Here is a 22980-nt window from a genome sequence, read left to right as displayed (position 1 = left end):
AGACTTTTTACTCATTCACACCCTATTCACGGTTTTTTGCAATACTAAAAATTATCGACTCTTCCCATGCTATTGGCTGTTAGTCCCCGAGATGTAATACGGGGCGAAAGTTCAAATATTACTCGCTTTTCTTAAGCTTAGCCGAGTTAACGTTTATTGTTGCAAGTGTGTCAGTTCGAATCTTTTTTAGAAAATTGATGTGGTCTTCGATTGCTTGCTGTCGCTTTGTAAGTGCTTCTTTCACATCATGTTCTTTAACATAATCAGCCTCCGCATTAATCAGGTCGCTTTTGTACCTTAATGCCTCTATTTCTTCCGTTAAATCCCACATCCTCCTTTGCGCAGAACGAATATCTTGAACAGATGGTTGTCGTTCATAATCGGATGAAAGCTTGTACAAATATGGAATCAATATACATAATAAGAAAAATGCGACTAACACATAAGTTGACATGTAATAAAGTAAGGCCAAAACAGAGACTAACCCTATTAATGCGCTAATACTTGGTATCCACCTTATGTAGCCCATAGTAAAGTGTTCATTAAAGCGCCTAACGTCATTGTCATAAATCATTGCGACAAACCAAACGAATGTATTCGAGATTAATGAAATAGCGAATGAAAAATTTAGTAGCTCCATCCAATGGCTGCTACTTTTATCCGCCCCTAAGCCATAGCTTGCTATGAAATAGCCAAATGAAATGGTTGCTAAGCCTCTTGACATCCACAATGTTGTTTTAACCGTGTTGTTCATTATTGTTATTTTGTTCATTCAATCCTCTGAATTTCCTAGCATGTATTTTCGCGCAATTTTATCACTTTTATTGTTCTTACATATTTTAGTTGTTGTATTTATCTCTAATTCGGATTGAATTTCTCGTATCTCGTAAAGCGATTCCAGTAACCACTTCTTGTGGTGACACTTTTTTTCTCCAGAATCAATGGCTTGTCACCGTGCAATTCAACCCATTGCCACTCTTTTGAGACAGAGAGTTCTTTAACTTTTGACATGCGCATATGGGGGGTATTCTCGAGGTATTATTCTGCCTTTGTCCATTCCTTGACTGTCCTCACACTCTTTAAACAAAGTTGAGCAGTCTGTTCTACAGACAATCCACATTCAAATTCACGAAAAAAGTAGTTTTTAGTCATTTCGTGATACTTCGTGATTTACTCTCGCTAAAGTGCAAGAGCTCATAATTTAATGCGATACCAGTTCCATTAAACATAAACACGCTAAGTGCGTACTGTACGAAGGAGTATTGACTTGCAATGTTTGCCTTGTGAAAAGTTATTAGTGAGTTGCTAATATTCGATTTTTAGTAACGCATTTATGTCCAAATCCATGCAAGGTGACTTCCTTCAAGTACAATCATTTGCTACATATTTGCTACACATAGATCAAAATACCAAAAAGGCCTGACAGAAAAATTGCTCTCAGGCCTTTATTTATATGGCGCTCCCGACAGGATTCGAACCTGTGACCTATCCCTTAGGAGGGGATCGCGCTATCCAGCTGTGCCACGGGAGCTTTATTCTTATGATACTGATTTCAAATCATAAGTTAAGTCCGAAGTGGTTTTTTATAGTAGCTTGTGCATGACATCGCCGATTTGAATGCTTCCTGAAAGCTCTGCTTGGTCAACAGTAAGCTCCGCTTCGTTTTCGTATACGCGAGATACCGTTAGTGTAATATCGGTTTCAGTGACCTTGTTTCGTGGTAATCCACGTTGGTCGATGAATGAACCTGTATGCCACAATTGCAGTTTGTCGCCTTCCATTACGCCGTGAATGCGCCCGAGATCGATTGTGATGGTGTTATCCCATTTGGCCACCACTTCTGGCAAGGTGATTTTACAAGAGACTTCTGACTCTAGGTCTAACATAATATTGCGGCTTACGCGCAGCATCATGTCGCCATAGGTCGAAGCCCAAAAGCGCGCACTACGAGTGTCGACCTGACTGGTTTTAGCAAACGGCCAACGTGCGACTTCGCGATAATTACGGTTATAGACTTCGTTGCCTGTCTTTCCGTCAAATACTTGCATCTCCAAAGCAAACTGGCGGTTAATCACGTCATCACTGAGTAAACCACCCGCTTCAATGGTGGCAGTTAAATCTGTAATCACACCCCCAATGATGTATTGAGCGCCAGTGTCTTCAGCGATCATTTTAAGTCGCTCTGGGTAACGCTTGTTAATTTCAAAATCTGTGGTGCCAACAGAAACGAAGTTGGCAGATTGCTGATCTAACTGACGATTGATGACATTAGCGAAGTCATCACCCACGCTATAGATTTGCCCCATTACCGCTTGTTGAGGAGAAGCAATGTCTATATTGCCGACTAGAAACGTCTTCTTATACTGGCTAACGTGGCAACCCGTTGCCGATGGGTAAATATCAATGCGAGCTTTGACAAACATAACGCCACTGCGCGTTTTTTGCTCATCAACTAATATGTAGCGCACTTCGCTATTGGTAAACTGATACTCTTTTCTATCGCTTTCTAATAGTGGGCGTAGATTCGCAATACTACCAATATCTGCACCTGAGAAGCTAACGGCTTTGAACAGAGCATCCTCCAAGGCATGGATACGTGCGACTTCTTCCGAAGAGACAACAGTGGCAGTCCCTGTCACTTCGAACCACGCCGCAGATGCCGTGGTAGCAAATACGCTTAGGTAAAGTGTGGAGAAGAAGAGAAGAAGCGATTTTTTCATATCTAGTTACCAAGTTGGTTCATTTCTTGCTAGTTAAATCTTAGCTGATTTAGGCATTGCCTTTCTAAATAGTTGCAAACTTAGAAAAGCAAGGAATGTTCCACTTTTAGAAGAGAGCTAAAAGATCTGACATTTTAAGCCTTAATGTATCGGAGATTTGAGAATGAAAAAATGGCTATCGCTAGTCCCTGTGGTGTTTCTCACTGCTTGTGCCTATGCTCCAATATATAACGGTAAAGAACCGTACCCAGGCTCGCAGTTTATGCTTATGGAGAGCCCGCGTCATACTCTTGACTTCTTTGTAGAGAGTATGACGGAAGATTTAATGGTTTCGAACACCAGTGTGTCTGCGCGCACGCCAATTGCCGTTACCTCGTTCGTTGACTTACAAAATATGGATGCGACCAACTGGTTAGGTAACTCTGTGTCTGAAGGTTTTATCCATCAGTTCCAACGTCGCGGCTTTAAAGTGGTAGACTTCAAAACAACCGGGTCTATTCAGGTAACGCATCAAGGCGATTTTGCCTTTAGTCGCGATTGGAAAGACTTGGCGCAAGAGCAAGATATTCAATACGTACTAACGGGTACGATGTTACGCCAAGAAGGTGGTGTATTGGTAAACGCTCGTGTTGTAGGCATGCAGTCGCGTGTTGTGGTTGCTACGGCGCAAGGTTTCTTACCAGCGGATCGTATTGGTCGAGATCTTGATACCCTTAATAGTATTCGTACCCAAGATGGTGTTTTAATCCGTTCTGATCCAACAATTACTCAGCCTTACACGGTTATATTGCGTCCATAGGAGACAAGATGAAAAAGCTATTACTCCTGATTGTTGCTTTAGTTATGGTCGGCTGCCAACCATTGAGCGATATGCGTAAAGATGACTGGTTAACAGCTGTTGGCTATGCGAGCATCAGTGAACAAAAAGGTCGCAATGAAGAAGAGAAACAAGTTCGTGCGATGCGTGCGTCTAAAATCGATGCTTATCGTGAGTTAGCTGAGCAAGTCTACGGGATGCGCGTAAGTGGCCGAGCGGATCTTCAAGACCAACGTCTTGGCACTGAACTGACATCTGGTGCGGTTGATGGTGTGATACGTGGTGCTGAAGTCGTGCGCAGTTATAAAGTCGGCGATAGCTATGTCACAGAGTTAAGACTAGATATTCAGAAAATGAATAAACTGCGTGACTATGGTGAGGTGCAAACCGTTCCTGAAAAACGTCAACAGACACTATTTTAAAAACTCGAATCTCCGAACAAACAAAAAGCGGCAACCATTGGTTGCCGCTTTTTGTTTTCTGTTGCTAAGCTTTGATATTAGTGCCTAACGTGGTGACATTCTTAGTTTGACCTTCCGCTGTATAGGTCATACCTAATTTGCCTTGAGATTGCTGCATTAAGTTATTGAGTTTATTAAAGCTTAGCTGCGCACGTTGCAGTGCTTGGCCATTGACTTCATTGGCTTGTTGGCAATCACTGACTAAAGCGCGAATCTGATCAACCAGAGGGCTCAACTCTGGATCACTCGATAAGCTGTCTACTTCAGGGTGTCGACGAAGACGTTCGTCAGTGGTCTGCAACTGCTCAATTAAGACTATTTTCTTTTTGGCGATGGCTTCGATATCTTTTGATACTCGATTCGCAATCGCAGCTCTTTCTTGCTCAAGAACATCAGTCAGCTCTTGGGCATTTTTTAATTGAAACTCGATCAAACTTAAAATTGCAGCCATGGTCAACAATCTCGCAGATTATAATCCGCCAAGCTCTTTTTCGAACTTAATCATATTGTCGGCAAGTTTTTGAGGATCGACATTGTATGAGCCGTTGGCAATCGCTTCTTTGATTGCGGCTACTTTAGCTTTGTCAAAGCTAGGTTGGCTGACCATTTGATTATGCATTTCTCCCACCGCCTTGCCTTGTGAGCTGAGTGAAACTGCATCCTGAGCAACATCAGACTTTTTTGCTGAATCTGAGCTGCTTGTTGGACTGCTTTCGTTACGAACAGAACTACGCGTCGAAGTCGATAGCGTTTGCCCTGAGCGTATGTTGTCAATACCTGCCATAATTGTTGAGCCTTTTGAAGATTTATCGATATGTACTGTCAATATCGACGAACACGGTTAAAACTTTAGCTTTTTTTAAAAAGTTCTAAAAGATGACCGTCACTTCTGAAATTCCAGTTACACGTCCTTCAATTATACGGTTGGATTTACTATTTTTCACTCTAATCTGTTCACCATGTGAACCATCTGTGAGCGCAACGCCTTTTGTGGTGATCGTCATACCAGACTTTACCGCTTTAATTGTGACGGTTTCATTGCGACATACGACGCAAATATCTCTAGCTTCTATAATGTCACCAGAGCGAAGGTTTTTCTTTGCTTTTGCGCCTATTACAGCATCAATTGTGGAAAAGCCTTGCCGCCTAAAGCGTTGTAAGTCTACCATATTAATAGTGATGTCTTGAGCACCAATAATTTGCCCACGTGATAGTGGCGTAGTGAGTACAACTTGTGGTCCAGTGCGAGTTAAACGTACCGGAACGTAAACTCGCCAATCATCGTCGGGGCATTCCACCAGTACGGTAATATTACTGGCGTTGGGGTTAGTAGATGAAGACGAGCTATTCAGTGAGCTTGGGCAATCTGTTGCGAAAATTCGGCTATCTAAATTTGCCGCTTTGGCCTCTAGTGTGCCACCTGAAGGCCACTCAATAGTTGCAAGAATGTACTCTTCTGCAGCTTGTTGAATAATTTGAATTTGGTTTTCTGTTGCAGATGTCGCTGAAAAACTAAAGAAAAACAACAAAAAGCCGATAGACTTATAAAACTTTTTATAGAAAGCTCTACAATTAGTTATGGAAAATGAGCATAAGTGTGATTTAAAGTATGTCATTCTGTTTCTCTAAAGTTTTACATGGCCGTTAGTAGACTACCATTTTTTTTAGCATTAAAGTTTGAGATGGAGATGAGCTTATGTCGGGTATTCTTGATTCTGTGAATCAGCGTACGCAACTCGTCGGACAAAACCGATTAGAACTCCTAACTTTTCGCCTGATGGGGCGTCAACGTTATGGAATTAACGTATTTAAAGTAAAAGAGGTACTTCAGTGCCCTAAGCTTACTTCAATGCCAAACTTACACCACTTGGTTAAAGGTGTGGCTCATATTCGTGGCCATACTGTTTCGGTTATCGATCTGAGTTTAGCGATTGGTGGCCGCCCAACTGTTGATGTTGATAAAGCGTTTGTTGTTATTGCTGAGTTCAACCGAACTATGCAGGCGTTTTTAGTTACTTCTGTCGAGCGTATTATTAATATGCACTGGGAAGAGATTTTGCCACCTCCAGAAGGGGCAGGCAAAGCGAACTATCTAACCGCGGTAACCAATATTGATAACGAACTCGTAGAGATTCTCGATGTAGAGAAGATCCTTGCAGAAATTGCGCCAATCGATGAGACGATGGATTCTTCAATCAGTGAAGAGATCGCTCAGGTTGAGACAGAGAAAGAAATTGTTCGTCGTATTTTGATTGCGGATGACTCGACGGTTGCACGTAAGCAGGTAGAGCGTGCAATTACTTCGCTTGGGTTTGAAGTCGTTTCGGTCAAAGACGGCAAAGAGGCATACGATAAATTGATTGAGATGGCGTCTGAAGGAAGTATTTACGATCAGATCTCTTTGGTTATCTCAGATATCGAAATGCCAGAGATGGACGGCTATACTCTTACAGCAGAGGTGAGGCGCCATCCTGATCTTAAAGATCTGTATGTTATTCTTCACTCATCACTCAGTGGTGTATTTAACCAAGCGATGGTTGAGCGTGTAGGAGCTAACTCCTTTATTGCGAAATTCAATCCAGATGAGCTTGGTAATGCGGTGAAATCCGCACTTACAGAATAAAAAGAGTAGTTAATGACAGCGATAACTATAAGCGATCAAGAGTATCGTGATTTCAGCCGATTCTTAGAGTCACAATGTGGCATTGTGCTTGGTGATAGTAAGCAATACCTAGTAAGAAGCCGACTAAGCCCACTGGTCACTAAGTTTAAGTTAGCGACTTTGTCTGACTTGCTTAGAGATGTGGTGACTGGGCGTAATCGTGAATTGCGTGTTGCCGCTGTTGATGCAATGACCACCAACGAGACGCTGTGGTTTCGTGATACTTACCCGTTTGAAGTGTTAGCTAATAAGCTGTTACCTGAAGCGGCGGCAAATAAGCGCCCAATTAAAATCTGGTCTGCGGCAAGCTCTTCCGGTCAAGAACCGTATTCCATGGCGATGACGATACTTGAGACTCAGCAGCGTAAGCCCGGCATGCTACCGAGCGTGTCTATTACTGCAACTGATATCTCAGCGAGCATGCTTGATATGTGTCGCGCTGGTGTCTACGACAATCTGGCGTTAGGTCGAGGTCTCTCACCTGAACGTCGACGCAACTTTTTTGAAGATGCCGGCGATGGCCGAATGAAGGTCAAAGACAATGTGAAGCGTCTGGTTAACTTCCGACCGCAGAATTTAATGGACAGTTACGCATTGCTAGGTAAATTCGACATTATTTTCTGTCGAAACGTACTTATCTACTTTTCGCCAGATATGAAGTCGCAAGTATTGAACCAGATGGCAAATAGCTTAAACCCTGGTGGCTACTTGCTGTTGGGGGCATCTGAATCTTTAACGGGTCTTACTGACCGGTTTGAGATGGTTCGATGTAACCCAGGTATTATCTACAAACTCAAATAATCGAATCGAGTCTTAATCTTTCAAATGCCCAGCTTTATGCTGGGCATTTTTGTACTTAATCCCTATTTAACTTGTATACTTTTTTACGAGTCATTCCAAACTCTCTAGCATGCTGGCGCCATATGAGTTGGCGTACTTATTGCTAAATATCCAATTGAAAGCAACGGTGGAACAAGTTTTTTCTAAAGTTGGTACGCTAATTGCTTTTAGATTTAATAGTAACGGTCAGTTCTTGAGTAGAGGTTAACATGGCTATTTCTTTCGACAACGCATTAGGTATCCACCAACACACGGTGGGCGTACGTGAGCGCAATGCTGAGGTGATTTCCACCAACATTGCTCAAGCGAACACGCCAGGCTACAAATCGAAAGGAATGGACTTCCAAAAGGCCTTGCAGGCGGCAACATCAGAGGCAAGCATCGGGCTTAGCCGTACTGATAGTCGGCATATTCCTGCCTCTACTAGGGTGACAGGGGAAGTCTTGTATCGTCTTCCTACACAACCTGACACAGGTGATGGCAACACGGTTGATGTGGATTTAGAGCGTAACTTGTTTATGCAAAATCAAATCAGACACCAAGCTTCACTTGACTTCTTAGGAAGTAAATTCAAGAACTTAACTAAAGCAATTAAAGGTGGTAACTGATGAGCTTATTTAACGTTTTCAATGTAACTGGTTCTGCCATGAGCGCTGAATCTGTTCGTCTAAATACGACCTCAAGTAACTTAGCCAATGCGGACAGTGTCTCTAGTTCAGCGAAAGACACTTATAAAGCCCGCCATGCTGTGTTCGGTGCGGAGTTAAGTAAGGCAAAGTATGGCCGCGATCATACGGTGCCAGTGAAAGTGATGGGTATTGTAGAAAGCGATAAGCCGCTAGATGCGGAGTACAACCCTGACCATCCACTCGCAAATGACGAAGGGTATATCTACAAACCTAACGTTAATGTGATGGAAGAGATGGCTAACATGATTTCTGCTTCACGTTCTTACCAAACGAACGTTCAAGTAGCAGATGCAAGCAAACAAATGCTGCTGCGTACGCTGCAGATGGGTCAATAAGGATAGGAGGTAACTATGGCCGATGGCATTAATAATGTTGGTCAAAGCGGCTTGTCCTATGTAGACCAGCTTAAACAGCTTCAGGACAAGAACAAGCCCAACGAGACAACAGGTAAGCAGGATCTTAAACAAGAAGACTTCTTATCTCTGCTCACTAAGCAACTTGCCCAGCAAGACCCATTTAAGCCGGTTAGCAATGACCAGATGATTGCACAGATGGCGTCATTCGCGACGGTGGACGGAATCGGCAAAATGAACAATCAGTTTGAAACACTGAATGCGTCGATGACTTCTAACCAAGCGCTTCAAGCTTCTTCTCTTGTTGGTCGAGACGTTCTCGTCCCTGGTGCAGCAGGAGTTAAAGCAGATGACGGCTCAATGGCTGCCATGGTGAAACTTCCTCAATCTGTCGATAACTTGATGGTGCGAGTGGAAGATCAAATGGGTCAGCTAATCCGTACCTTTGATGTTGGCTCTAAACCACCAGGTGACAGCCGAATTGAATGGGACGGTAAAGATCAAAACGGTAATCCATTGCCGGCAGGTAAATACAATGTGAAAGCATCGGGTTTACTAGATGGCAAGGCCAAAGAGTTTGAGGTTTCGACCTACGCTAATGTAAACAGCGTTCTCTTAGGTAAAGGCGATGGTAACGTACTACTCAATCTGGCTGGCTTTGAGTCGCCAGTTCGACTTGCTGAAGTACTAGAAGTTGGCAAAGCGTAACTCATAAGTAGATATGCTAGCTAGATAGGAGATTTTGGAATGTCATATGTTGCACTAAGCGGTTTGTCCGCAGCTCAGTTAGATCTGAACACAACCAGTAACAACATTGCGAACGCGAACACGTACGGCTTTAAGGAGTCTCGTGCTGAATTTGGCGATGTTTACTCAAATTCACTTTTTACTCATGCGAAAACAACACCCGGACAAGGTGTGCAAGCGGCTAAGGTTGCTCAGCAGTTCCACGAAGGCTCTAGTATTTATACTAACAACCCGATGGACTTGCGTATTAGCGGCACTGGCTTTTTTGCAGTAGCAAAAGATCGTCTAACACCAACGACCAATGAGTTAACGCGTAATGGTGCATTCCACCTAAACAAAGATAACTACATGGTCACGGCGAACGATGAGTTTTTGCTAGGCTATCAGGTGAATAAAGATACAGGTGATGTTCTTTCTTATGAGCCTTCGCCAATCAACATTCCAAAAGAGTTCGGTAAGCCAAAGCAGACATCAAACATTGATGTAGGTGTTAACCTTCCTGCTGGTGGTGATCTCAAAGATCCTGCGCTATTTGATTACACCGACCCTGAAACTTACAACCGTTCAACTTCATCGACTATTTATGACTCTATGGGTCAATCGTACAAGCTGACGACTTACTACCTCAAAGATCAAACTCAACCAAACACTTGGCAGACTTACTATACAGTCACCGATAGTGCGGGTGAGAAGCCGATCAATATTGTAGGTGGTGATGCGACAGCACCTACAGGCCATATTGGTCATACGATGAGATTCAATAATGATGGTACTTTAGCGAGTCTTAACAATGGTCAAAACATTGTGTCTGAGCCTCTAGGTACAGGTGCAAATCCAATTGAGCTTAACGGTGCTGACGTAAACCAGACTCTTTCATTCGGCCTACAAGATGCGACTCAGTTTGCTGCTCCATTTGAATTGACTAAATTCGATGAAGATGGTGCGACGACAGGTTTCTTAACTAAGGTTGACTTCGATGAGAATGGTAGCGTTTTAGGTACTTACTCTAACGGCGAAAACATCGTTCTAGGTCGTGTTTCATTGGTTCGTGTAGCGAATGAGCAAGGGCTAGATAAGAAGGGTGGTACTCAGTGGGATTCTACTCAGTTCTCTGGTGACAAGATTTGGGGTGAGTCCAATAAAGGTTCATTCGGTACGATCAGTAGCGGTACTCTAGAGCAGTCGAATATCGACATGACTCAAGAGCTGGTTGACTTGATTTCTGCGCAACGCAACTTCCAAGCTAACTCTCGCTCGCTAGAAGTTCATAACCAAACGCAACAGAACATCTTACAGATTCGTTAATCTTTGTAAGGTATTCCTAGCGAGATGTCGCAATCATCTGAATAGCAAGCTGGTGGCAATGATCAGCTTGCTATTGTTGCCACTACGGCAAAACCCTCCGTAAATCCTCTTATTCTCTTGCCGTTTTTTATTTAATATTCTGATTTTTAAGTAAAAATAAAACTGGCACGCCAATTGCTTTTATTGATCTGAATTGTGATTTTTGGAGCAAATTATGGATCGTGCACTGTTTCTCGCTATGAGCGGCGCCAAGCAAAATATGCAGGCTTTGCAGCTCAGAGCAAACAACTTGGCGAACGTCAGTACCACGGGTTTCCGTGCTGATTTGGCGCAAGCTCGCTCAATGCAAGCGTACGGCGATGGTCTACCAAGCCGTGTGTTTAGCATGACAGAACGTCCGGGACATAATTTCCAACAAGGCAGCGTGATTACCACTGGGCGTGACTTAGATGTCACCATCCAAGGTGATGGCTGGATCTCTGTACTTGATAAAACGGGTAAAGAAGGTCTTACGCGCAACGGTAACCTAAAGATTGATGTCAATGGCTTGCTGGTTAGCGGCAACGGTAATCTTGTTCTAGGTGAAACGGGTGCACCAATCACATTGCCTATCCCAATCAGTAAAGTTGAGATTGGTAACGACGGTACGATTTCAGTTGTTCCTCAAGGCGCTCCAGCCGATGCAATTGAAGTTGTTGACCGTATCAAACTCACTCGCACCAACAATCAATCACTATTCAAAGATATTAACGGCTTGTTCCGTGCAAAAGATCCTAATGCGGCATACGAAGCGGATGCCAGTGTAAAACTGCTCACAGGCGCAATTGAAGGTAGTAACGTCAATGCTATTGGCGAGATGACCAATCTAATTGACTTGCAACGTCAGTTTGAAATGCAAGTAAAAATGATGAGCACAGCAGAAGATATGGACAAAGCGTCTGATTCTCTGCTTCGTATGAGCTAACAGATTCTAGGAGAGAGCTATGCATCCGGCACTATGGGTAAGTAAAACGGGCTTAGACGCTCAACAAACCAATATTTCAACCATTTCAAACAACTTGGCGAACGCTTCAACCGTTGGTTATAAAAAGAGCCGCGCGGTTTTTGAAGATTTGTTCTACCAGAACATCAATCAGCCAGGTGGTCAGTCTTCTCAGAACACCGAACTGCCAAGCGGCTTAATGCTAGGCGCAGGTTCTAAGGTTGTTGCGACACAAAAAGTCCATACTCAAGGCAACACTCAAACAACTAACAATAGCCTGGATATGATGATTGAAGGTGACGGCTTCTTCCAGATTCTGATGCCAGACGGCAACATTGGTTATTCTCGTAACGGTCAATTTACTGTTAACGACGAAGGGGTCATTGTGACTTCAGGTGCAGGTTATGCCCTTGAGCCTGAAATTGCTATCCCAGAAGATGCGATTAGCATTACGGTGGGTACGGATGGTGAGGTCTCTGTTCGCGTTCGTGGTCAGCAAGACAACCAAGTGGTTGGTCAGATTGCAACGGTGGATTTCATTAACCCAGGTGGCTTAGAGCCAATTGGTCAAAACCTTTACTTACCAACAGGTGCGAGTGGTGATCCTCAAGAGGGCGTACCGGGTTTTGACGGTTTTGGTGAAGTCAGACAATCGATGCTAGAAACCTCCAACGTTAACGTGACCGAAGAGCTAGTGAATATGATCGAAGCTCAGCGTGTGTATGAAATGAATTCTAAAGTCATCTCTGCTGTCGATAAGATGATGAGCTTCGTGAATCAGCAGCTGTAATCATTGTTTAGGGTGGAGAGAAATAATGAAACGCATAATCGCACTTTTTACAGTAGCAGTGATGTCTGGATGCTCGATGTTAGAGCCGCCAATTGAAACCCCAGATGTGACTCAAGGCACGACGACTGTCGATGCTGTTGAAGGGGATAAATCGGAGCAGGAAAGTTCTGGGCTAATTGATTCTCTACGTAACCGTACAGACCCTGTCTCAGGTGATCCGGCTTGGGCGCCAATTCACCCTAAGCACAAACCTGAGCACTATGCAGCGGCAACAGGTTCACTCTTCGACACGGCAAGCACTAATAGCCTATATGATGACTCTAAACCGCGTGGCATTGGAGATATCATTACCGTAACACTTGATGAGAGCACCAAAGCAGCGAAAAGCTCGGATGCAGATCTATCGAAAAACAATGATGCGTCAATGGACCCACTAGAAGTTGGTGGACAACAACTGAATATTGGCGACTACAATTTCTCTTATAACTTAAGTAACGACAACAAGTTCAAGGGCAGTGCAGCAGCCAACCAGAGCAACAGTATTTCTGGCTCAATTACGGTTGAGGTTATCGAAGTACTGGCCAATGGCAACTTGATTATTCGCGGTGAAAAGTGGCTTACACTTAATACTGGCGATGAGTACATTCGCTTGAGCGGCACTATCCGTCCGGATGACATTAAGTATGATAATACGATTGCATCGAACCGAATTTCTAATGCTCGTATTCAGTACTCAGGCACTGGAACGCAACAAGATATGCAAGAACCGGGATTCTTGGCACGATTCTTTAATGTCTCCCTATAAATCCATCTGATGCCGCTTTTTTGGCAGCGTGTAAAGTGGGCATAGAGATTAGAACAAGGGTATGATCATGAAAAAGTTGTTTCTCCTTTTAACCAGTATGATGTTTGTCGCGACGTCGGTCCAGGCCGCACGTATCAAAGATGTCTCGCAAGTTGCTGGTGTGCGTAGTAACCAATTGGTTGGCTATGGTTTGGTCACAGGTTTACCTGGCACCGGAGAATCTACACCTTTTACTGATCAAAGCTTTAATGCAATGTTGCAAAACTTTGGCATTCAAATGCCACCGGGCACAAAGCCAAAAAGTAAGAACGTTGCTGCCGTGATTGTGACTGCTGAGCTGCCTGCCTTTTCAAAGCAAGGCCAAACCATTGATGTGACCGTGTCCTCGATAGGTTCGGCTAAAAGCCTACGAGGCGGGACGCTTATGCAGACAATGCTTAAAGGTCTCGATGGGCAAATCTATGCCGTAGCACAGGGCAACCTTGTCGTCAGTGGTTTTAGTGCAACAGGGGCGGATGGCTCAAAAATTGTCGGCAATAACCCGACAGCGGGCATGATTTCTAATGGCGCTATGGTTGAACGTGAGATACCCACTCCGTTTAGCCGTGGTGACTACATCACGTTTAACCTGCTTGAATCTGATTTTACCACTGCGCAGCGCATGGCTGATGCGGTAAACAATTTCCTTGGTCCGCAAATGGCCGCTGCGGTTGATGCGACGTCTGTGAAAGTACGTGCTCCGCGTGACATTACTCAACGCGTGGCTTTCTTATCTGCAATTGAAAATATCGAATTTAATCCTGCTGAAGGCTCGGCAAAAATCATTGTCAACTCACGCACTGGTACGATAGTGGTGGGTAAGCATGTGCGTTTGAAGCCTGCTGCGGTCACTCATGGCGGTATGACGGTGGCGATCAAAGAAAACCTCAATGTTAGTCAGCCTAACGCGTTTGGTGGCGGAGAAACCGTTGTCGTGCCTGATACGGATATCGAGGTAACGGAAGAGCAAGGTAAAATGTTTAAGTTTGAGCCGGGTCTGACATTGGATGATCTGGTTCGAGCGGTGAATGAAGTTGGCGCAGCACCTTCGGACTTAATGGCAATTCTGCAAGCGCTTAAGCAAGCAGGGGCGATTGAAGGTCAACTGATCGTTATCTAAGGAGTAGAGCATGATTAACAATGGTAATGACATCGGCTTTATTCACGATATTGCAGGCTTAGATAAGTTACGTAAGCAAGCAGTGGAAGGTGACGAAGGTAGTGAAAAAGCAGCGCTAACCGCGGCAGCCAAGCAATTTGAAGCGATTTTTACCTCGATGCTGTTCAAATCCATGCGTGATGCCAACTCGACTTTTGAGTCGGGTTTGATGGACAGTCAAAACCAGCAGTTTTATCGACAAATGATGGACGAGCAGATGTCCAGTGAGCTAAGCGCTTCAGGTTCACTTGGCTTGGCCGATATGATTGTCGCTCAACTTTCTACGGGCAGCGTTGAAAATCAGAGTGCCAAAGCGCGCAATGAAGATTTTGAAGCTGTGATGGAGAAAATTGACCGTATTCGCCATGAACGTGCTGATGCAACTAGCGTTGAATTACCTTTACAGCCTCAACCATCTCGCTTTGAGTCGCCGGAAACCTTCGTCACGTCAATGAAGCCTTATGCTGAAAAAGCGGCAAGAGCGCTTGGTATCGACTCATCGCTTCTACTGGCTCAAGCCGCGTTAGAAACGGGTTGGGGGCAGAAAGTAGTTAATAACTCTCGTGGCAGCAGTAATAACCTATTCAATATTAAGGCAGATCGAAGCTGGTCAGGTGATAAAGTTTCTACTCAAACTTTAGAGTATCACCAAGGCGTGCCAGTTAAAGAGAATGCCGCTTTCCGCTCGTACGCTAACTATGAAGAGAGCTTTAACGACTACGTGCGTTTTCTTAATGAAAACCCTCGCTATACCACAGCTTTACGTCATGGCGGCAATAACGAAGAATTTATTCGCGGCATCCACCAAGCAGGCTATGCAACCGACCCTAGATACGCAGACAAAGTTCTCAGCGTAAAAGCGCGTATTGATCAGATGTAAGGCGAAAGGACGGATTGCGTCCTGAGATACTGGAACGGGCTTCGCCCTACAGATATCGGAACGGACTTCGTCCTACAGAACACTCCGTTTCGAGAGGCGAGAGGAGCTATTGACAGGGCTTCTCTCTAACTAGATAAAATCATCCCGCATCCCGCATCCCGCATCCCGCATCCCGCATCCCGCACTTGGCACACATATTGCTATTCTTATCTCAGATGTTCAGTTAACGCTGATTTTAAAAGGTTTCTTGGGGGCAATATGTCGTCTGATCTTCTGAATCTTGGTTCGCAAAGCGTTCTCACAGCTCAGAGACAATTAAACACCACCGGTCATAACATCTCTAATGTGAATACAGAGGGTTATAGCCGTCAGTCGGTGATACAAGGCACAAATATGCCACGCCAATATGGCGGGGAAACCTATGGTATGGGCGTTCATGTGGAAAAAGTTCGCCGCTCTTGGGATCAGTTTGCCGTTAATGAACTTAATGTCTCCACCACCAATTACGCCCATAAAGTCGATGACGAAGCCAATTTGGAAATGCTTTCCAATATGTTGTCATCGGTTGCTTCGAAAAAAATTCCAGAAAACCTCAACGAGTGGTTTGATGCCGTTAAGTCATTGGCTGACAGCCCGAATGACGTGGGTGCGCGTAAAGTTGTGCTTGAAAAGGCAAACTTGATTACCCAGAACCTAAATGACTTCCATGAAACGGTTCGTCGTCAGTCTGATGTGACTAACAAGAAGCTTGATTTAGGTATCGAGCGTGTAAACCAGCTTGCTTTAGAGATCCGAGATTTACACCGTCTTATGATGCGTACACCTGGTCCACATAATGATTTGATGGATACGCATGAGAAGCTTATCGCAGAACTCTCTGAGTACACCAAAGTTACCGTAACGCCGCGCAAAAACGCAGAGGGTTTTAACGTTCATATTGGTAACGGCCATACCTTGGTTTCAGGTACTGAAGCCAGTGAGCTAAAAATGATTGATGGCTATCCAGATGTTCATCAACGTCGCTTAGCCATGATTGAAGGTAAGGGTATCAAAGCGATTACCACCAAAGATATTGATGGAAAAATCGGTGCCATGCTAACAATGCGTGACGAAAAGATTCCTCAGTTGATGGATGAACTTGGTAAGCTTGCAACTTCCTTCTCTTACGAAGTCAATAGCTTACAGTCCCAAGGTCTAGATTTACGTGGAAACATTGGTGGGTTGATGTTCACTGATGTGAACTCCGATTTTATTGCAGAGTCCCGTGTTGTCACTTCTTCTAACTCAAAAGCGGACTTGGCGGTTTATATCGAAGACACCAGTCAGCTCGTTGGCGGGCAATATTCTTTGCAATATGTGGGTGGTGATTATTATGTCACCCGTCCATCAGGTGAGCAGTTTATTGTTCCGGTTGTCGATAATGCTATCGCTTTAGATGGTTTGAGAATTGATATTCGCAACGGTTTAGAGGCCGGTGAAAGAGTACTTATTCGTCCGACTCGGAGCGGCGCCGCTCAGATGCAAATGGCTACCAATGATCCCAGTGATATTGCCGCGCAAAGTTATGAAGCCTCTACGACTTTTGCTCAAGGCAGTGCGCAATTTAGCATTGCTCAAGCAGGCGATTTGCGAGAGTTTGAAGTGATTATTTCACCTGATGGTCAGCAGTTTGCAGTAACGGATACTAAAGGGAACATTTTACTTCAACCACAAGCTTATCCACCTAGTGGCGCTGTAACGGTTCAGGGTACCTCATTTGAGCTTACTGGAGGCGCTCTGCCAAATGATAAGTTTACGGCAAATCTTGTCCCCTCTGAAGGTGACAACGGCAATCTACTAAAAATGCAAAACATCCAAACGGATAAGAAGCTTAATGATGGTGAGTCGACCATTCTCGACATTTACCACAACCTCAATACCGATGTCGGTCTTCAAATGTCTACGGCTTCGCGCTTAACCGATGTTTCTCGTTTGGAGAAAGAAGCCGCACAGGAAAGAGTTGCATCGATTTCAGGTGTTAACCTGGATGAAGAAGCGGCCAACATGATGAAGTTTCAGCAAGCTTATATGGCGTCGTCGCGCATCATGCAGGCGGCTAACGACACTTTTAACACCATTCTTGCGCTGAGATAAGGAGGCATAAATGATGAATCGTATTTCTAGCTTCCATAACTATCAGTCGGTGCAGAACGACTTACGTCGCTCGGAAGCAAAAGTGCATCACAACCAAGCGCAATTAGCATCGGGTAAAAAGTTAATGAAAGCGAGTGACGATCCACTCGCCACGCATTACATACAGAACATCGGTCAGCAGAAAGAGCAACTGCGTCAGTTTACCGATGCAATTACTCTTTCCCGTAATCGCCTAGAGCATCATGAAGTCATTATCTCCAATGCGGAAGATTATGCTGATGAAGCAAAACGAACCGTAATGGAAATGATCAATGGTTCGTTGTCACCGGAAGACCGTTTCGCGAAACGCCGTGAAATGCAGGAAATTGCCGATAACTTCTTGAATCTAGTAAATGTTCAGGATGAGTCTGGGAACTATATTTTTGCTGGAACTAAGCCTAAGAATCAGCCTTTCTTTCGTGATAAAGATGGTGACGTCGTATATGCAGGCGATGATTATCAACGCAAGATGAAAATCTCTAACAGTTTAGAAATGCCAATCAACGATCCAGGCAGCAAATTGTTTATGGAGATTGATAACCCGTTTGGTGATTTTGAGCCTAAATACACTCTAAACGAGACTTCAGAGCTCTTACTTGAGCGCGCGAACAATATCAACCCTGATGATACCTCTACTTACAAGGTGACATTTGTTGATATGCCTGATGGAAAATACGGTTATCAACTTGAGCGTGATGGTGCAGTGGTAAAAGCCGATACCTTCGATCCTGCCGTGGGTATCAAGTTTGAAGATGTGTCGATTCAAGTAAAAGGGCAAATTACTAAAGGTGACCAAATTACTTTAGAGCCCAAACGCACTTATAGCATTTTTGAAACCTTTCAAGATGCGATGGCACTGTCGCAAGGCTCTGTATCTGACACATCAAACACCGCTCAGTTACACCGAGTTGTGGAAGAATTTCACTCTGCTTTTATTCACTTGAACAAGGCACGTACAGATGTGGGTGCTCGATTAAGTACGCTAGACATTCAAGAAGAGCAGCATGATGACTTCAATATGACATTGGCCAAGTCCAAAAGTAATTTTGAAGATCTTGATTATGCTGAAGCGATCATTGAGTTCAATGAGAACTCTCGTGCGCTCCAGGCATCTCAACAGGCATTTGGCAAAACCAAAGACCTGACACTATTTAATTATATCTAAGCTCAAAGCCTTATGTGCAATGCCATAAGTGCGAGATAGAAACAGCTATTGGATAAAGCGGCCAAGGTAGTAGTGGCAATCTAGTGGCAAAAGAGCGGCAATCAATTTGCCGTTTTAAGTGAGTAATATTTGTTCAATGCGAGTGAATAATAAACTTGCTTTTTAAGTTGCTAATAAATAAAAGGAAATTAATTTATTTGGTGACTAATTTAAAATTGGCACATAACTTGAATTGGTTAGTGCAGAGTTAAACAAATTAGTTTTAAGTAGGCAATAGATCTACTTAGCAAGTCATTTACGGTCAGTGCTTCCAAATGAGACAAAGCTGGCCGCTTCGCAAGCACTTGCGAACTCAATAGGAGAGCAAAGTATGACCATTACAGTAAATACTAACGTGTCGGCGATGACCGCTCAGCGTTACCTGAATAAGGCGACTGGAGAGTTAAATACCTCCATGGAACGTCTATCTTCAGGTCAAAGAATTAACAGCGCGAAAGATGATGCGGCAGGCCTACAAATTTCGAATCGATTGACGGCTCAGTCTCGTGGTTTAGATGTGGCTATGCGCAACGCAAATGACGGCATCTCGATCGCTCAAACAGCGGAAGGTGCAATGAATGAGTCGACGTCGATTCTTCAACGTATGCGCGACTTGTCACTACAGTCGGCTAACGGCACTAACTCAGCTTCTGAGCGCCAAGCACTGCATGAAGAGGTATCGGCGCTACAAGATGAGCTTAACCGAATCGCGGAAACAACATCATTTGGTGGTCGAAAGCTACTAAACGGTTCATTTGGTGAAGCATCATTCCAAATTGGCGCGAGTTCTGGTGAGGCTATTATTATGGGCTTGACCAGTATCCGTGCGGATGATTTCCGTATGGGTGGTCAATCCTTTATATCTGCACCTGAACAGGCGAAAGATAAAGACTGGGGCGTACCTCCAACGGCCAAAGATCTGAAGTTTGAGTTTACAACCAAAGATGGTGAAGCTGTGACATTAGATGTTATTGCCAAAGAGGGTGATGACATCGAAGAATTAGCAACCTACATCAATGGTCAAACAGACAAACTAAAAGCATCTGTAGACCAAGATGGTAGACTGCAAATCTTTGCCGCGGAACCAAACCTTCAGGGTAACTTGAATATTTCAGGTGGCCTTGCTGGCGAGCTTGGTTTAAGTGGTGGTCCAGGTGTTCAAACCTCAGTACAAAACATTGATGTTCGCTCTGTAGGTGGCGCGCAAAATGCGGTAGGCATTATTGATGCGGCTCTTAAGTATGTGGATTCACAACGTGCGGACTTAGGTGCGAAACAAAACCGTCTGAGCCACAGTATCAACAACTTAGCTAACATCCAGGAAAACGTTGAAGCATCGAACAGTCGAATCCGCGATACAGACTTCGCGAAAGAGACGACGGCGATGACGAAAGCACAAATTCTGCAACAAGCGGGTACATCAATACTTGCTCAAGCAAAACAGTTGCCTAACTCTGCAATGTCACTATTGCAGTAATAGTCAAACTTTACACTGACATTAACCTAGACGTAGGGGCAGTGTGATTTTGACGGCAAACATAGGTGATCAGGTAATGGAGCTCTCTCTCACACCTGCTCCATAACTGGAGTCACTTATGTAGCACGGCAGCCAGGCTGTGATCATTTCTCTCGATCTCCATATTGGCATTGGCTACCAAATAGCCCCGGTTCTCTCAAAGGAAAGGGGCTTTTCTTTTGCCTAAAGAAAATTCCATCTACTTCCTATCCCCCACTCAACTCAAAACCGCGCAGCATCGGCAGACGATTGAAAAACTTTAGCAATTGATTTCATATCTGTGGTCTGTGTCAATATCTCCTTCTAATCCTTGGTTTTTTAAAATATTTGCCAATTTAGCTCTAAAGATAATCAATTTTACGTCGTTAATAAGGTTACTTTGAGAGAACTAATTGGTTTACCGAGACGTCGGAAACCCTTTACCTCCGGTGTACGGAAATCAATAGGAGAAACCACTATGGCGGTTAATGTAAATACAAACGTTTCGGCAATGACAGCACAGCGTTATTTAAACAGTGCGACTACTGCCCAACAAACGTCGATGGAAAGACTTTCATCTGGCTTTAAGATTAACAGCGCAAAAGACGATGCGGCAGGTCTTCAGATCTCTAACCGTTTGAATGTGCAAAGCCGTGGCTTAGATGTCGCAGTACGTAACGCGAATGACGGTATTTCAATGGCACAAACTGCTGAAGGTGCTATGAATGAAACGACTAACATTCTGCAACGTATGCGTGACTTGTCACTTCAATCTGCTAACGGTTCAAACTCTAAGTCTGAGCGTGTTGCTATCCAAGAGGAAGTAACAGCGCTAAATGATGAGCTAAACCGTATTGCTGAAACCACTTCATTTGGTGGTAACAAGCTACTAAACGGCACATTTGCTACCAAATCCTTCCAGATTGGTGCGGATAATGGTGAGGCAGTAATGCTAACCATGAACAACATGCGCAGTGATAATGCAATGATGGGTGGTAATAGTTACGTTGCCGCAAACGGTCAAGATAAAGACTGGAGCGTACAAGCGGGCGCGAATGATCTGACCATTGCACTGACTGACAAGTTTGGCCAGGCTCAAAACGTTACCATTAATGCCAAAGAAGGTGATGACATCGAAGAGCTAGCCACTTACATCAACGGTCAAACAGACCTAGTAACAGCGTCTGTTGACGAAGATGGTAAGCTACAGTTATTCACGGATAACAACCGAGTTGAAGGTGTTGCGACTTTTGGTGGCGCACTTGCTGGTGAGTTAAGTATTGGTGCCGCGCAAGCAGTTACAGTCGATACGATGGATGTTACAACTGTTGGTGGTTCGCAACAAGCCGTAGCGATTGTCGACTCAGCACTTAAGTTTGTTGATAGCCATCGTGCTGAGCTTGGTGCATTCCAAAACCGTTTCAACCATGCGATTAACAACTTAGACAATATCAACGAAAACGTGAATGCGTCTAAGAGCCGTATCAAGGATACAGACTTTGCGAAAGAGACAACGGCACTTACTAAGTCTCAGATCCTATCGCAAGCATCAAGTTCTGTTCTTGCACAAGCAAAGCAAGCGCCCAACTCAGCGTTGGGGCTTTTAGGCTAAAGAGTTAGTCTCTTAGCACAAAAAAAGTCATGACTTAATTAAAATCCAGTTTCGGCTGGATTTTTTATGTTTGCAGCTGTTCAAAAAGCGTCGTGTAGATACGTAGTGGCGATTAGCAGAATCGTGGTGATACCACCAGAATAAATATCTGATCACCTATTAGTCCAATAGGTATGAGATGTAGAGGAGAGCATATTGCAGATAAAAGAAAACCCAGCTAAATAGCCGAGTTTCTTTAAATAATGGTGCGGAAGGAGAGACTTGAACTCTCACACCTTGCGGCGCCAGAACCTAAATCTGGTGCGTCTACCAATTCCGCCACTTCCGCAACAAATCTATATTCATATTGCTAATTGGTAAAAGCAATACGAAGTTGTAAATGGTGGCTACGACGGGATTCGAACCTGTGACCCCATCATTATGAGTGATGTGCTCTAACCAGCTGAGCTACGTAGCCAATGGTGCGGAAGGAGAGACTTGAACTCTCACACCTTGCGGCGCCAGAACCTAAATCTGGTGCGTCTACCAATTCCGCCACTTCCGCATAAATATGGCTGTAGTCTTCAAGATGGTGCGGAAGGAGAGACTTGAACTCTCACACCTTGCGGCGCCAGAACCTAAATCTGGTGCGTCTACCAATTCCGCCACTTCCGCATCTTGAAACTACGTGATCATGTGTATAACCACAAATGATCGAAACTAATGGTGGCTACGACGGGATTCGAACCTGTGACCCCATCATTATGAGTGATGTGCTCTAACCAGCTGAGCTACGTAGCCAAATGGTGCGGAAGGAGAGACTTGAACTCTCACACCTTGCGGCGCCAGAACCTAAATCTGGTGCGTCTACCAATTCCGCCACTTCCGCATCAATTTTTTAGTCTTAGCTGATAATTGGAGAATCAACTAGACGTTGTAATGGCAGGTCTACCTGGATTCGAACCAGGGAATGGCGGCATCAAAAGCCGCTGCCTTACCGCTTGGCGATAGACCTGCAGTGCTCTAATTAAAGAGACTTCAAATAATGGTGCGGAAGGAGAGACTTGAACTCTCACACCTTGCGGCGCCAGAACCTAAATCTGGTGCGTCTACCAATTCCGCCACTTCCGCATCAATTTTTAGTCTTAGCTGATAATTGGAGAATCAACTAGACATTGTAATGGCAGGTCTACCTGGATTCGAACCAGGGAATGGCGGCATCAAAAGCCGCTGCCTTACCGCTTGGCGATAGACCTGCAGTGCTCTAAT

The 22980-nt window shown here is 44.3% G+C and carries 22 protein-coding genes and 10 tRNA genes; 17 read left to right on the top strand and 15 right to left on the bottom strand.

What is annotated here, in order from left to right; genetic code table 11:
- Nucleotides 1-118 precede the first annotated feature (118 nt).
- From LYZ37_RS10940 to LYZ37_RS10930, 3 genes are all read right to left on the bottom strand, one after another.
- The gene (locus LYZ37_RS10940) at nt 119-772 is read right to left on the bottom strand and encodes a hypothetical protein (RefSeq protein WP_272785499.1); all 654 of its coding nucleotides are present in this window, start codon (nt 770-772) and stop codon (nt 119-121) included.
- 682 nt (nt 773-1454) lie between these two features.
- A tRNA-Arg gene (locus tag LYZ37_RS10935) sits at nt 1455-1531 on the bottom strand.
- Between the two features lie 52 nt (nt 1532-1583).
- The gene (locus LYZ37_RS10930) at nt 1584-2720 is read right to left on the bottom strand and encodes a flagellar assembly protein FlgT (protein WP_239825279.1); all 1137 of its coding nucleotides are present in this window, start codon (nt 2718-2720) and stop codon (nt 1584-1586) included.
- 163 nt (nt 2721-2883) lie between these two features.
- Between LYZ37_RS10930 and LYZ37_RS10925 the strand changes: the two genes are divergently transcribed.
- Complete coding sequence (locus LYZ37_RS10925; protein ID WP_004746784.1) at nt 2884-3519, top strand: FlgO family outer membrane protein; 636 nt, start codon at nt 2884-2886, stop codon at nt 3517-3519.
- An 8-nt stretch (nt 3520-3527) separates the two neighbouring features.
- The gene (gene flgP, locus LYZ37_RS10920) at nt 3528-3959 is read left to right on the top strand and encodes a flagellar assembly lipoprotein FlgP (protein WP_272785498.1); all 432 of its coding nucleotides are present in this window, start codon (nt 3528-3530) and stop codon (nt 3957-3959) included.
- Between the two features lie 64 nt (nt 3960-4023).
- On the opposite strand, the gene LYZ37_RS10915 is transcribed toward flgP, so the two are convergent.
- From LYZ37_RS10915 to flgA, 3 genes are all read right to left on the bottom strand, one after another.
- On the bottom strand, nt 4024-4449 hold the full coding sequence (locus LYZ37_RS10915; RefSeq protein ID WP_272785497.1) for a flagella synthesis protein FlgN: 426 nt from the start codon (nt 4447-4449) through the stop codon (nt 4024-4026).
- A gap of 18 nt (nt 4450-4467) precedes the next feature.
- Nucleotides 4468-4782, bottom strand: a complete 315-nt coding sequence (flgM, locus tag LYZ37_RS10910) for a flagellar biosynthesis anti-sigma factor FlgM (protein ID WP_272785496.1) — start codon at nt 4780-4782, stop codon at nt 4468-4470.
- Nucleotides 4783-4867: 85 nt separating this feature from the next.
- Nucleotides 4868-5614 (bottom strand): flagellar basal body P-ring formation chaperone FlgA, encoded by a 747-nt coding sequence (flgA, locus tag LYZ37_RS10905; protein WP_272785495.1) that lies wholly within the window; start codon nt 5612-5614, stop codon nt 4868-4870.
- A gap of 80 nt (nt 5615-5694) precedes the next feature.
- Between flgA and LYZ37_RS10900 the strand changes: the two genes are divergently transcribed.
- The 15 genes from LYZ37_RS10900 (at nt 5695) to LYZ37_RS10830 (ending at nt 21732) form a co-directional block, all read left to right on the top strand.
- On the top strand, nt 5695-6621 hold the full coding sequence (locus LYZ37_RS10900) for a chemotaxis protein CheV (protein ID WP_272785494.1): 927 nt from the start codon (nt 5695-5697) through the stop codon (nt 6619-6621).
- 12 nt (nt 6622-6633) lie between these two features.
- On the top strand, nt 6634-7461 hold the full coding sequence (locus LYZ37_RS10895) for a protein-glutamate O-methyltransferase (RefSeq protein WP_004746773.1): 828 nt from the start codon (nt 6634-6636) through the stop codon (nt 7459-7461).
- 248 nt (nt 7462-7709) lie between these two features.
- Entirely contained in the window at nt 7710-8108 is a 399-nt protein-coding gene (flgB, locus tag LYZ37_RS10890; protein ID WP_272785493.1) for a flagellar basal body rod protein FlgB, read from the top strand.
- Complete coding sequence (flgC, locus tag LYZ37_RS10885; RefSeq protein WP_004746770.1) at nt 8108-8524, top strand: flagellar basal body rod protein FlgC; 417 nt, start codon at nt 8108-8110, stop codon at nt 8522-8524. Before flgB ends, flgC begins: the two co-directional genes overlap by 1 nt.
- A gap of 15 nt (nt 8525-8539) precedes the next feature.
- Nucleotides 8540-9250 carry a flagellar hook assembly protein FlgD gene (gene flgD, locus LYZ37_RS10880; RefSeq protein WP_004746769.1) on the top strand — a complete coding sequence of 237 codons (711 nt, stop codon included), beginning with the start codon at nt 8540-8542 and terminating at the stop codon, nt 9248-9250.
- 39 nt (nt 9251-9289) lie between these two features.
- Nucleotides 9290-10594, top strand: a complete 1305-nt coding sequence (gene flgE / locus LYZ37_RS10875; protein ID WP_171325237.1) for a flagellar hook protein FlgE — start codon at nt 9290-9292, stop codon at nt 10592-10594.
- Nucleotides 10595-10808: 214 nt separating this feature from the next.
- Nucleotides 10809-11558 carry a flagellar basal-body rod protein FlgF gene (flgF, locus tag LYZ37_RS10870; protein WP_069666949.1) on the top strand — a complete coding sequence of 250 codons (750 nt, stop codon included), beginning with the start codon at nt 10809-10811 and terminating at the stop codon, nt 11556-11558.
- Nucleotides 11559-11577: 19 nt separating this feature from the next.
- On the top strand, nt 11578-12366 hold the full coding sequence (flgG, locus tag LYZ37_RS10865) for a flagellar basal-body rod protein FlgG (RefSeq protein WP_004746763.1): 789 nt from the start codon (nt 11578-11580) through the stop codon (nt 12364-12366).
- Between the two features lie 25 nt (nt 12367-12391).
- Complete coding sequence (gene flgH / locus LYZ37_RS10860; RefSeq protein ID WP_171325235.1) at nt 12392-13171, top strand: flagellar basal body L-ring protein FlgH; 780 nt, start codon at nt 12392-12394, stop codon at nt 13169-13171.
- 67 nt (nt 13172-13238) lie between these two features.
- A complete protein-coding gene (locus tag LYZ37_RS10855; RefSeq protein WP_272785492.1) occupies nt 13239-14330 on the top strand; it encodes a flagellar basal body P-ring protein FlgI in 1092 nt (363 codons plus the stop codon).
- Between the two features lie 10 nt (nt 14331-14340).
- Entirely contained in the window at nt 14341-15249 is a 909-nt protein-coding gene (flgJ, locus tag LYZ37_RS10850; protein WP_171325231.1) for a flagellar assembly peptidoglycan hydrolase FlgJ, read from the top strand.
- A gap of 258 nt (nt 15250-15507) precedes the next feature.
- A complete protein-coding gene (gene flgK, locus LYZ37_RS10845) occupies nt 15508-17382 on the top strand; it encodes a flagellar hook-associated protein FlgK (RefSeq protein ID WP_171325229.1) in 1875 nt (624 codons plus the stop codon).
- A 10-nt stretch (nt 17383-17392) separates the two neighbouring features.
- Nucleotides 17393-18586, top strand: coding sequence for a flagellar hook-associated protein FlgL (gene flgL / locus LYZ37_RS10840; RefSeq protein ID WP_272785491.1), 1194 nt, complete (start codon nt 17393-17395; stop codon nt 18584-18586).
- A 370-nt stretch (nt 18587-18956) separates the two neighbouring features.
- Complete coding sequence (locus tag LYZ37_RS10835; RefSeq protein WP_272785490.1) at nt 18957-20102, top strand: flagellin; 1146 nt, start codon at nt 18957-18959, stop codon at nt 20100-20102.
- Between the two features lie 496 nt (nt 20103-20598).
- Nucleotides 20599-21732: a flagellin gene (locus tag LYZ37_RS10830; RefSeq protein WP_272785489.1), complete on the top strand. Its 1134-nt coding sequence runs from the start codon at nt 20599-20601 to the stop codon at nt 21730-21732.
- 243 nt (nt 21733-21975) lie between these two features.
- Here LYZ37_RS10830 and LYZ37_RS10825 read toward each other — a convergent pair.
- The 9 genes from LYZ37_RS10825 to LYZ37_RS10785 all read right to left on the bottom strand — a co-directional run bounded on the left by LYZ37_RS10825 (nt 21976) and on the right by LYZ37_RS10785 (nt 22967).
- Nucleotides 21976-22060, bottom strand: a tRNA-Leu gene (locus tag LYZ37_RS10825).
- Nucleotides 22061-22112: 52 nt separating this feature from the next.
- Nucleotides 22113-22189 (bottom strand) — tRNA-Met (locus LYZ37_RS10820).
- Between the two features lie 2 nt (nt 22190-22191).
- Nucleotides 22192-22276: transfer RNA gene (locus LYZ37_RS10815), tRNA-Leu, on the bottom strand.
- 25 nt (nt 22277-22301) lie between these two features.
- Nucleotides 22302-22386: transfer RNA gene (locus LYZ37_RS10810), tRNA-Leu, on the bottom strand.
- 49 nt (nt 22387-22435) lie between these two features.
- A tRNA-Met gene (locus LYZ37_RS10805) sits at nt 22436-22512 on the bottom strand.
- Nucleotides 22513-22515: 3 nt separating this feature from the next.
- Nucleotides 22516-22600 (bottom strand) — tRNA-Leu (locus tag LYZ37_RS10800).
- A 51-nt stretch (nt 22601-22651) separates the two neighbouring features.
- A tRNA-Gln gene (locus LYZ37_RS10795) sits at nt 22652-22726 on the bottom strand.
- Between the two features lie 31 nt (nt 22727-22757).
- Nucleotides 22758-22842: transfer RNA gene (locus LYZ37_RS10790), tRNA-Leu, on the bottom strand.
- A 50-nt stretch (nt 22843-22892) separates the two neighbouring features.
- A tRNA-Gln gene (locus tag LYZ37_RS10785) sits at nt 22893-22967 on the bottom strand.
- Nucleotides 22968-22980 lie beyond the last annotated feature (13 nt).

It is taken from the genome of Vibrio tubiashii, from assembly GCF_028551255.1.
Classification (GTDB): Bacteria; Pseudomonadota; Gammaproteobacteria; order Enterobacterales; family Vibrionaceae; genus Vibrio; species Vibrio tubiashii_B.
Note: the sequence above shows the minus strand (reverse complement) of the source record. Positions and strands in the feature narration are given on the sequence as shown.